The organism is Moorena sp. SIO3I6, assembly GCF_010672095.1.
In genome coordinates, this window is the sequence record NZ_JAAHHU010000196.1 from 1 (window position 1) to 9,763 (window position 9,763).

The 9,763-nt window shown below is 43.8% G+C and carries 11 protein-coding genes and 2 pseudogenes; 7 read left to right on the plus strand and 6 right to left on the minus strand.

Annotated features, from left to right (window positions below; translation table 11 throughout):
• A partial coding sequence (locus F6K49_RS30730) for a ferredoxin family protein (RefSeq protein WP_293102724.1) occupies window positions 1-204 on the plus strand: 204 nt, incomplete at its 5' end.
• Window positions 205-330: 126 nt separating this feature from the next.
• Here F6K49_RS30730 and cobO read toward each other — a convergent pair.
• Window positions 331-1,032, minus strand: a complete 702-nt coding sequence (cobO, locus tag F6K49_RS30735) for a cob(I)yrinic acid a,c-diamide adenosyltransferase (protein ID WP_293043561.1) — start codon at window positions 1,030-1,032, stop codon at window positions 331-333.
• A 95-nt stretch (window positions 1,033-1,127) separates the two neighbouring features.
• On the opposite strand from cobO, the gene F6K49_RS30740 reads away from it, so the two are divergent.
• The 4 genes from F6K49_RS30740 (at window position 1,128) to F6K49_RS30755 (ending at window position 4,397) form a co-directional block, all read left to right on the plus strand.
• Window positions 1,128-2,237, plus strand: a complete 1,110-nt coding sequence (locus F6K49_RS30740) for a DMT family transporter (protein ID WP_293102727.1) — start codon at window positions 1,128-1,130, stop codon at window positions 2,235-2,237.
• A gap of 34 nt (window positions 2,238-2,271) precedes the next feature.
• The gene (locus F6K49_RS30745) at window positions 2,272-3,666 is read left to right on the plus strand and encodes an ABC transporter ATP-binding protein (protein WP_293102730.1); all 1,395 of its coding nucleotides are present in this window, start codon (window positions 2,272-2,274) and stop codon (window positions 3,664-3,666) included.
• Between the two features lie 224 nt (window positions 3,667-3,890).
• The gene (locus F6K49_RS30750; protein WP_293021225.1) at window positions 3,891-4,064 is read left to right on the plus strand and encodes a hypothetical protein; all 174 of its coding nucleotides are present in this window, start codon (window positions 3,891-3,893) and stop codon (window positions 4,062-4,064) included.
• A 144-nt stretch (window positions 4,065-4,208) separates the two neighbouring features.
• Window positions 4,209-4,397, plus strand: coding sequence for a hypothetical protein (locus F6K49_RS30755; RefSeq protein ID WP_293102733.1), 189 nt, complete (start codon window positions 4,209-4,211; stop codon window positions 4,395-4,397).
• A 7-nt stretch (window positions 4,398-4,404) separates the two neighbouring features.
• Here the strand turns inward: F6K49_RS30755 and F6K49_RS30760 are convergent, their stop codons facing one another.
• Window positions 4,405-4,614, minus strand: coding sequence for a hypothetical protein (locus tag F6K49_RS30760; protein WP_293102736.1), 210 nt, complete (start codon window positions 4,612-4,614; stop codon window positions 4,405-4,407).
• A gap of 407 nt (window positions 4,615-5,021) precedes the next feature.
• Between F6K49_RS30760 and F6K49_RS53690 the strand changes: the two genes are divergently transcribed.
• The gene (locus F6K49_RS53690; RefSeq protein ID WP_366514251.1) at window positions 5,022-5,216 is read left to right on the plus strand and encodes a PT domain-containing protein; all 195 of its coding nucleotides are present in this window, start codon (window positions 5,022-5,024) and stop codon (window positions 5,214-5,216) included.
• A gap of 537 nt (window positions 5,217-5,753) precedes the next feature.
• Here the strand turns inward: F6K49_RS53690 and F6K49_RS53695 are convergent.
• A pseudogene (locus F6K49_RS53695) lies at window positions 5,754-6,812 on the minus strand (NACHT domain-containing protein); the annotation flags it as partial.
• A 680-nt stretch (window positions 6,813-7,492) separates the two neighbouring features.
• Window positions 7,493-7,843: a hypothetical protein gene (locus tag F6K49_RS30770; protein ID WP_293102742.1), complete on the minus strand. Its 351-nt coding sequence runs from the start codon at window positions 7,841-7,843 to the stop codon at window positions 7,493-7,495.
• Window positions 7,844-8,072: 229 nt separating this feature from the next.
• Between F6K49_RS30770 and F6K49_RS30775 the strand changes: the two genes are divergently transcribed.
• Window positions 8,073-8,264 carry a hypothetical protein gene (locus tag F6K49_RS30775; protein WP_293102745.1) on the plus strand — a complete coding sequence of 64 codons (192 nt, stop codon included), beginning with the start codon at window positions 8,073-8,075 and terminating at the stop codon, window positions 8,262-8,264.
• Here the strand turns inward: F6K49_RS30775 and F6K49_RS30780 are convergent.
• Together F6K49_RS30780 and F6K49_RS30785 are read right to left on the minus strand one after the other, a co-directional pair.
• Window positions 8,228-8,548: a hypothetical protein gene (locus F6K49_RS30780; RefSeq protein ID WP_293102748.1), complete on the minus strand. Its 321-nt coding sequence runs from the start codon at window positions 8,546-8,548 to the stop codon at window positions 8,228-8,230. The genes F6K49_RS30775 and F6K49_RS30780 overlap by 37 nt on opposite strands.
• An 811-nt stretch (window positions 8,549-9,359) precedes the next feature.
• A pseudogene (locus F6K49_RS30785) lies at window positions 9,360-9,763 on the minus strand (hypothetical protein); the annotation flags it as partial.

The following is a 9,763-nucleotide window of genomic DNA, read 5'->3' on the forward strand; positions in this document are numbered from 1 at the left end:
GATACTTGCCAAGGAATTGCTGATTGCGTTGAATGTTGCCCAGTGGCGTGCATTCATCCAGGACCAGGGAAAAATGCCCTGGGGAGTGACTGGTACTGGATTGACTTTTCTAGCTGCATTGACTGTGGCATTTGCGTGGAAGTCTGTCCAGTTGAGGGCGCTATTATACCAGAAGAGCGACCGGATTTGCAGAAAACACCATAATTTTTCGGGATCACGCACGCTATTGGTGTACAAACTATTCCTATGCCTAAAAGCATAAAACTTGGGGATTGTAGACCGTTGAGAAATAGTTCAAAAATTTCTCCCCTACTCCCCTCGATAACAGCATTAAAACTCAATACCAGGTTGTGCTTTAATCCCCTGCTCTTTTAAAGGATGCTTCACTAATGTCATCTCTGTGACTAGGTCAGCTCGTTCAATTAGGGCGGCTGGTGCTCCCCTACCGGTTAAGATGACATGGGAATCAGTGGGTTTTTGGTCTAGTCCAGCCAAAACTTGCTCAATGGTTAGATAGTTGAGTTTCAAGGCTATGTTAATCTCATCCAATAGCACTAGCTTAATGTCAGGGTTACGGATAAACCCTAAGGCGGCATCCCAGGCGGATTGGGCTTTTTCGATGTCTCGCTCTCGATCTTGAGTCTCCCAGGTAAAGCCTTCGCCCATGGCATGGAACTCTAATTGAGGGGGATTGTTATCAGTGGCTACTGTCCAGTGCTCTAAGGCAGCTTTTTCTGCGGGTTCCCAAGCACCCTTGATAAATTGTACAATCACAACTCGGTAGCCATGACCAAGCGATCGCAAGACCATGCCTAAGCCAGCTGTGGTCTTCCCTTTGCCGTTGCCGGTATGAACCACAATCAGACCTTTTTGTTTGGAGGCTTTAGCTAGGCGTTGTTCCTGTATTTCCTTGCGTCGCTGCATTTTTTGCTGATATTGCGATCGCGTTAGGCCAGTGCCAGAGGAATCAGCGGTGTTTACCGATTCTAGACCTTGGTTGGAATCACTGGCAGACTTGATTGTGGTATTCATGGGTTTATGATCAATTCATTTTCAGGGACTCTCTAGCATACAGCATCCCTTGACTGTAATGCTTCTAAAGTATCCCTGCCAACACCAAGAAACTTATGGTATCCCCAAAACAGAGGAGTGCTGCTGATCAAGCTATCCCACAACAGCTGACGCGATCGCAAAAAATGTCAAAGAAAATCCCAAAGAAAATCTCCATTGGGGTGCTTTTGGCCTTACTCTCTTGCCTAATGTTGTCGTTTCAGAATATAATTATATATGTAATCTTTAATCAATCTTGGCTCTTTGGTCTACAGAATGTTGAAGTGGGAGGCTTGATGGCTCCTGGTTTAGGCAACTCCCTGCTGATTCTGTGGCTAAAGATGTTGGTGGTAGTACCGCTGATGGCATTTGTGGCTAGGTTACTCTACCCATCGGTGTGGCGAGATATTAGGCGTTGTGCTCACTCGGGGGACTTGCCTTTATTTAGCCAGATGGTGGCGAGTAGCTTATTTCTATTTTTATCCCAAGTGCTATTATACCTATCATTAGGTCTTATTAAACCAGGGGTAGCAATCACGATTTTTTTTATATATCCCATTGTGACGGTGATCTTGACAGGATTGCTGTTTGGTAATCGCACAAATCTATTTCCCTGGGATCTATATCGCCCACATCTAGTTCGTGGTCTAGTCATGGTTGGTGTGGTGGGCGGAGCGTTGCTGATTTCCCTGCCTAGTCTCGCAGCTAAGCAGCCCTCTTCTGAATTGGGAGTTATAGCTGCTGCTGGTGCGGGTTTGAGCTTCGCTGTTTACATTATTCTGACCCAAGTCAGTGCTAGAAAGCTCAACCCGATTCCTTATAGCTTTATTAATTTTACATTAATTTTGGTATTTTCTAGCCTGAGCTTATCATTTCCCCTAGATCAATCCTGGCGCTTTTTTGTTGAACCCAGCCACAGACTTGCTTTATACTTCAGCTGTCTGGGGTTGGGGGTAATCACCTTAGTGAGCTATCTGGTGCAAAACTTTGCCATCAGGCTCATTGGTGGGCGTCCAGCTTCGATTATCGGGTCAACAGCACCAGTGTTAACTACCGTCTTAGCCGTGGCGATTATTCAACAAGGTTTAGGGTTACAGGAAATTATCGGATTGTTTCTGGTAACGTTAGGGGTGGTAACCCTAAGTATGGAAAAATTACGGCATCAGAGTTGGAAACGATCACAGTAAAGAAAAAATTAAGCGTAATTGGATATTGACCAACGTGGCACAGGTTATTCTGGAAAACGTTTTTAAAAGTGTTCCCGCCCGCAAAGGGGATACTGTTGTTGCACCAGTAACAACGGAACCTAAGGTGACAAACAACGAAGAGTCACCAAGCCTTGAAGCAGAAAAGTCTGGACAGACACCTAAAACCGTTAATATCTTGCGGCGCATAAATCTGGAAGTCAACGATGGCGAGTTTATGGTGCTGGTTGGTCCTTCAGGCTGTGGCAAAAGTACTCTATTGCGGATCATTGCTGGACTAGAGGAATTGACTGCGGGCAAAATCTGGGTGGGGAACAGACAAGTCAATGACTTACCACCCAAAGAACGAGACATCGCTATGGTGTTTCAAAATTATGCCCTATATCCCCATCTGAGTGTCTATGAAAACATTGCCTTTGGACTCAGACGAACTGGCTATGGGCAAGTGAACATGGCAGAAGACTCTAATGGGAACTCTAATAGTGTGCATTGGGGCAAGAATCTGCCACCCCAAATCAAGCAAGGGCTTGTGGCTACAGGCATGTTGAATGGGGAAGTTCGCTCGAATCTGGAAAATGTGTTAACCACAATGACGCGATCGCTTCCTCGGGAACTGCGATACCTGTCCGAACGAGAGAAAAAGATTGACCAGCAGGTTCGCAAAGTAGCTAAGTTGCTACAAGTAGAACACTTGCTGAATCGATTGCCAAAGCAGCTGTCTGGGGGACAAAAACAACGGATTGCTCTGGGACGGGCAATTTCCCGTAATCCCCAGGTCTTTTTAATGGATGAACCCCTTTCTAATTTGGATGCTAAACTCCGGGCAGAGACTCGCAGCCAAATTGTGAAACTACAGCGGCAGTTGGGTACAACTACGATCTACGTCACCCACGACCAAACGGAAGCGATGACTATGGGGGATCGGATCGCCGTGATGAAAGACGGTCGCATCCAACAGATTGCTGCTCCTCTAGAAATATATAATCAACCGGCTAACCGGTTTGTGGCGGAATTCATTGGTTCACCACCGATGAATTTTATCCCGGTTCAGGTGAAAGCCCCTCGGGTAGTGTGTAATTCTCAGTTCCGCCTGACCCTCCCAGAAGTTTGGGAACCCATACTGCACCAGTATGATGGTCAATCCTTAACCTTAGGAGTTCGTCCGGAACATATGAATATCAGCGCTCCTGCCCCCAAAAACTTGATGGTTACGGTTGAGATAGTGGAAGCCCTAGGTAACGATACTTATCTATCCGTGAGTATCCCCGAAGACTCTACCGTTCTTCAGGTCAGAGTACCACCAGATAAAATTGTCAGAATAGGTGAGGAAATTTGGCTGTCTATAGACCCAGAGAAGATTCATTTATTTAACCCCAATGATGGGATGGCCATTCCTAAGTCTGATAGCTAAGTCGTAAGTTGCGTAGGGTGCGTTAGGGACGGGCTCGCCCTGATTTTCTTGGTAGCCAGTATTAGCACAATCCGTCCCGTAACGCACCACCCAAAAGGCTGACTAGACTTTGCCCTAGTTGTCGGAAACTTCTGCTCTCGAAAGCAGAGGAATTGATCCAAACAGGATTATAACGTTAGTTCCTGATTCAGATCCCCCTAAATCCCCCTTAGTAAGGGGGACTTTTGCGTGGAATTTCCTTCTTTTCTGACGACTCCCGACTCCCGATTCCCGACTCCCGATTCCCGATTCCCGATTCCCGACTCACTACTCCCTACTCCCTACTCCCTACTCCCTACTCCCTGCTCCCTGCTCCCTCAAAAATATTTTTTTACAAAACTTTTCAAAATATGCTATAATATAATATTTTTTGTGCTACAATAAAATTGTCCCCGTTAAAATTGACGGCAAGAGCCAGCCTAACGATCTTCCTTGGGCGAAGGCTGGCTCTGGGTCCCACTTAACTGGCAAGATGCCAGTTCTACGAAGGAGATACATTTATTATGTACTATGGTAGAAACCTATACCCATGGGTAATGGTTAGGCTATTGCCACCCATGGCACCAGTGGTTTTCGCTCGGTTCGACAACCTTTGTGATGCCAAGAGCTATGTGCAGCCTCTTAAACGGCTCATGCCTGATGCTAAGTTCCTTATTTTTTTTGATATTAGTCTGCCTATGGATCAAGAATAATAGGTAGTTAAGGAATGAATAAGAGTAGAGTGGGCATCCTGCCCGCTCGAAAATAAGGAGGAAACTGGCAAGATGCCAGTTCTACGCAAGATGCCCATTCCAGAAAACTCTTAAAATCATTCCATTCCACGAGCAACGCCCGAAAATAAGGAGGAAACTGGCAAGATGCCAGTTCTACGCAAGATGCCAGTTCCACCCAAGATGCCCATTCCACCAAGATGCCCGTTCCACAAAACTTTTAAAATCATTCCATTATTAACCCCCACACTAGGTGGTCGCAAAGTGCTCCCGCAGCAAATCGTGGATGAATCGATAGCGTCCACCCACTTGCTTGATCAAGCGGCGTTCTGTGGCATAGCTCAGGAAATCGGCGTAATTCCAGGGGATTGAACCACTGCGCCAGAGAATGAGGCGGAGGACGAAGTGCTGAATGACAGGTCTGCCAGCATATGAAAAGCCAATTAACATTGCCATCCCAAAAGTAAAAATTAATGCTTCGAGTGGTTCAACATTCTCTGCCGAAACTAGACTAAGTGATACAAAAAATAATAAAGTTACAGGCAAACTAATTAAACTAAGAATAACGGTATTTTTAGCAGATTCTTTAATCCCCTGATTGGGTTTATTTCTGGTTTTTATTTCTTCTCCACTCAGCCCTCTAATCAGCCCTCCAATCAGCCCTCCAATCAGCCCTCCAATCAGCCCTCCAATCAGCCCTCCAATCAGCCCTCCAATCAGCCCTCCAATCAGCCCTCCAATCAGCCCGAAAATCAGCCCGAAAATCAGCATGGAAATTATTTGTTTTCTTCTTTGCAATAAATTTTGCAATGAAAATGTAATAGTTTCATAAGGCTCTATACTATCAGAAATTAGCCCTCCAATCAGCCCGAAAATCAGCCCGAAAATCAGCCCGAAAATCAGCCCGAAAATCAGCCCGAAAATCAGCCCGAAAATCAGCCCGAAAATCAGCTTATACAACCACTTTGATCGGGAGTTATTCAACAAAACAGGCTGCATTTTTTCAATCAAAAACTCGGTTTTTTTTTGCTTCTTCAATTGTTTAGCAAGCCAGGCTAACCAGCGCCTAGTCTCCTCTTCTGAATAACCTCGACTGTCATGCTTTTCCTGTAGTTTACGGTCAATGTAATTCTTAAATAACGTTTTACGGCATTCGTTCTGATAGTCTTCCTTTGCTTTAGGATCCTTAAAATATTTCTTTCCTGGCTTCAACCCATCGGGATAAGCCAGGGGAATTAAATGTAATAGCAATGGCATTCTGGCTAACTCTAGCAACCCATCTGAATCTTGCTGAATTCCTGGCCAGAGGCGACCCTTGAACCCCTTTAAATAATTTTTTATCTGCTGATCTGTCAAAGGTTGCAGACAGACTTTTCCGCGCATCTCCAGAATTTGCTCACCGGCTTTGTATTCTTCTTCGCGACAGCAGACCACAATTTGAGGAACTTGTTTGACAAACTGATTTAATTGCTGAACACATAACCTCTGTCGCTCTAAGCCCAACTCATCTAAACCATCCAGCAGAGGTAACAACTGACGGGTGGTAATCCACTCCTGAGTAATGGCTTCGGGGAGAGTATAACGAAACTTTAAATAAGCTGCTAACCATTCAGCAATGGGTTGGTCATCTTTCCAATCAGAAAGTTCAGCAATAATTGGAATAGGTTGCTCTGGCTGCTCCTGGGCACGTGTAATTAAATCCTTGGCCAAATCCAACAGCATGGTGGTTTTTCCAGAACCGGGGGCACCGAGAATCAACAGTTTCCCGGCAATATGCTTTTGGTTAAATACCTCAATAACCTTTTGACCTGGTTCAGATTCTGTCGTTACTCCCGAGAAAAGTACTGCCAGGTACTTGGTGATCGATTCCGACAATGAACGAGAATTGCTAGGATTCACAGTATTTTTTTCCGGACGATCCAGTTGCTCCCTTTGGTCTGCCATTACCAACTTAATCAAGTGGTGATTGTCCAGGGAGTAATAAAGGTAATTGTTAACGTCTGCTGCTATTTCTGCTAGCAAGTGTTGTCGCCATCCCTGTAAATTTCCCTGTGGAATTTTTTGAGGGATTTGAGTTTGCTTTCCTGAGCTAGTTTTGAACAAATACCACATTGTAAGGAAGGCGAAGACGTAACCAATACCTAAAATCCAGTAGACTTGTTGGAACCACTGGGTATTGTCTTGTGCTGATTTTTGAGAAACTAAATTTTCTGCTTCATGAGCTAAGAATACATAAACTATTACGCATAGACCAAATACTATAATTTTGTGAAAGAGAGTTTTTTGCTGGTCAAAGCGATTGATCAAAAGTCCGACAATACAGGTAAGTAGTCCTAGTAGTAACTGGAGTAGTCTTTGAAGGACGTTGGGATTGGTCAGAAGTTCAGCAAGGTTCATCTCTGAAGCTACCTCTGTTTTATCACTCTATGAATTTTTTACGAATTATCGATATAGCCAGTAAGATCAAGTCTGCTTGAATACCCATAATTAAGGAGAGGGTGGGGAGATAGGGAGATGGGGAGATAGGGAGATTTTTATTAAGCGATGCAGCGCGGTCTTGGGGAGGCAGCGCGGTCTTGGGGGTTCCCCCGGAGACGAAACCTGATTACGTTGAGCCTTTATGGTTGGTCGGCTATGCAGAAAAGGGGTAAAACTTATTGATTAAGGCTCAACTGTCTTACGGTAACTTCTAACCATGAGCGACTGCCGTGGTTTCCCCCATGAGCGACTGCATCAAGACAGGATAATTATTTTGACTTGATATAAAAAAATTAAATAGTCTACGCAGTTTTAGAAAACAGGGGAGTGGGTCGAGTTTGGGAAGTGGGGGGAGTGGGATCGCTTTCTAGTTACTTAATAGCTCGTTACTTAATAGAAAAAAAATTATCCGGAGTTGATTTATATCAACTCCGGCAACTATGTAAACTCACCAATCAAAGGAGTGTATAGGCTTTCTAGTTACTGAATATAGCGTTGATCATCCTGATGACGTACATTCAATTTTATTACCCCTACTCCCTGTTCCCTGTTCCCTGTTCCCTAAAAAAATGTACTTCACCTAATTTAGAACTGCTAAATCATTCTACGCTCTCACCATCATCGAGCAATTGCTGAAGATTTTCCAGTTCCAATATATCTTCTCGATTGACAACTTCATCACTAATTTCAACGAGAGGATATCTGAAGTAACGCTGGTTGTTGAACATAGTTCTTCCTGTGTCAAACCTATTGCTTCCTTCCTGAAAGAACCGTTTACTACTATTTGTATTACCAAATAAGCCAGAGAAATTTTGGTTCAATTGGAAGTCAGAGGAAAATGACTGAGCCTGGACATTAGAGGTGATGCCAAAAGTTAAGGAAACAACTGTCAAGGCTAGGGTGGTCTGTTTCCCAAACCTGGTAAGGATATTAGTTCGGCTTAGATTCATGATATTATATTAATTTTAAGCACCTACTAAAATAGAATCCAAGTATTTTGCTAGAAATTCCGGAATCTAGTCATAAAACTACACATTCAAGTAGGGTGGAAAAGTTCTCTGATCTAGAAGACTCAAAAGAACAAAACTGTTTTTGCCCACCCAACAAGCTAATCCTCTACTTAAATAAAATAGTTGAGCACACTAATTACAATAAAACCTATAGCAATTCTGATCACAAGTGACATACACAATATTTTTTACCTGTTCCCTTTTACCTCTTCTGAGTTCCCTGTTCCCTGTTCCCTACTCCCTGCTCCCTACTCCCTACTCCCTGCTCCCTGTTCCCTGTTCCCTGTTCCCTGTTCCCTGTTCCCGACTTCTGCAAGAAGTCTATTATTGCAAGCTCTCACCATCATCGAGCAATTGCTGAGGATTTTCCAGTTCCAATAGGTCTTCTCTATTGATAACTTCATCACTAATTTCAAGGATAGTATCTGCGGAGGAAAGGTTGTTGTTGACCAGATTTTTAAGTTCTGTGTCAAACAGCTCTCTTCCTTCCTCAAAGAATCGTTTACTGCTATTGGTATTATCAACAAAGGGCAATGACTGAGCCTGGACATTAGAGACGATGCCAACAGTCAAGGCTAGGGCTGTCAAGGCTAGGCTTGTCTGTTTCCCAAACCTAGGAAGGATCTTAGTTAGGGTCGGTTTCATGATGTTAGATTAATTTTTTGCACCTACTTAAAAATCCAAGTATTTGGCTAGCCATTCCGGAATCTAGTCATAAAAATACAAATTAAAGTCAGGTGGGCAAAGTGATCTGATCTAGAATAGTAATTTAAACGCAACGGTTTTTGCCCACCCTACAAGCTAGCTACAAATTAAAGTCAGGTGGGCAAAGTCATCTGATCTAAAAGAGTAATTTGAACGAAACGGTTTTTGCCCACCCTACAAGCTAGCTACAAATTAAAGTCAGGTGGGCAAAGTGATCTGATCTAGAATAGTAATTTAAACGCAACGGTTTTTGCCCACCCTACAAGCTAGCTACAGTCAGGTGGGCAAAGTGATCTGATCTAGATTAGTAATTTAAACGCAACGGTTTTTGCCCACCCTACAAGCTAGCTACAGTCAGGTGGGCAAAGTTATCTGATCTAGAATAGTAATTTAAACGCAACGGTTTTTGCCCACCCTACAAGCTAGCTACAAATTCAATTCAGGTGGGCAAAGTCATCTGATCTAGAAGAGTAATTTGAACGAAACGGTTTTTGCCCACCCTACAAGCTAGCTACAGTCAGGTGGGCAAAGTCATCGCTTGATCTAGAAGAGTAATTTGAACGAAACGGTTTTTGCCCACCCTACAGGCTAGCTACAGTCAGGTGGGCAAAGTCATCGCTTGATCTAGAAGAGTAATTTGAACGAAACGGTTTTTGCCCACCCTACAAGCTAGCTACAGTCAGGTGGGCAAAGTCATCGCTTGATCTAGAAGAGTAATTTAAACGCAACGGTTTTTGCCCACCCTACAGGCTTAAATAGAATCCAAATATTTTGCTAGCAATTCCGGAATATAGTCATAGCCATCTACCCCAATCACAGGAATAATTTTTGACCGTTGCTGTGCCAAAAGGGTTTGGAAGCCTTCTTGCCCCATTTGTCCTTGCAAAATACTTAACAGACCGGCTGGTTTGCGCCAATCTTCAGACCCAATTTGCTCTAATAGATAGGCTCCTAAACTAGCGGTGTAAATCACTTTCTGCCAATCTTGCTGGCTGTAGCAAGCTTGGGCTAGGTAGGCCAAATTCACTCCTTGTAAGTACAAATCCCCAGAAAATTGGGCGGCTTGCCAGCCTTGTTCTAAAAATGCGATCGCTTTTTGATACTGCTCAACCACGACATGGGCAATTCCCAAACTACTGAAACACAAGGCTTTAC

What these genes read in the sequence shown, in the direction of transcription:
- cobO (WP_293043561.1), bottom strand. Translation starts at nt 1,032, where the DNA reads ATGAATACCACAATCAAGTCTGCCAGTGATTCCAACCAAGGTCTAGAA.
- F6K49_RS30740 (WP_293102727.1), top strand. Translation starts at nt 1,128, where the DNA reads ATGGTATCCCCAAAACAGAGGAGTGCTGCTGATCAAGCTATCCCACAA.
- F6K49_RS30755 (WP_293102733.1), top strand. Translation starts at nt 4,209, where the DNA reads ATGTACTATGGTAGAAACCTATACCCATGGGTAATGGTTAGGCTATTG.
- F6K49_RS30780 (WP_293102748.1), bottom strand. Translation starts at nt 8,548, where the DNA reads ATGAAACCGACCCTAACTAAGATCCTTCCTAGGTTTGGGAAACAGACA.
- F6K49_RS30770 (WP_293102742.1), bottom strand. Translation starts at nt 7,843, where the DNA reads ATGAATCTAAGCCGAACTAATATCCTTACCAGGTTTGGGAAACAGACC.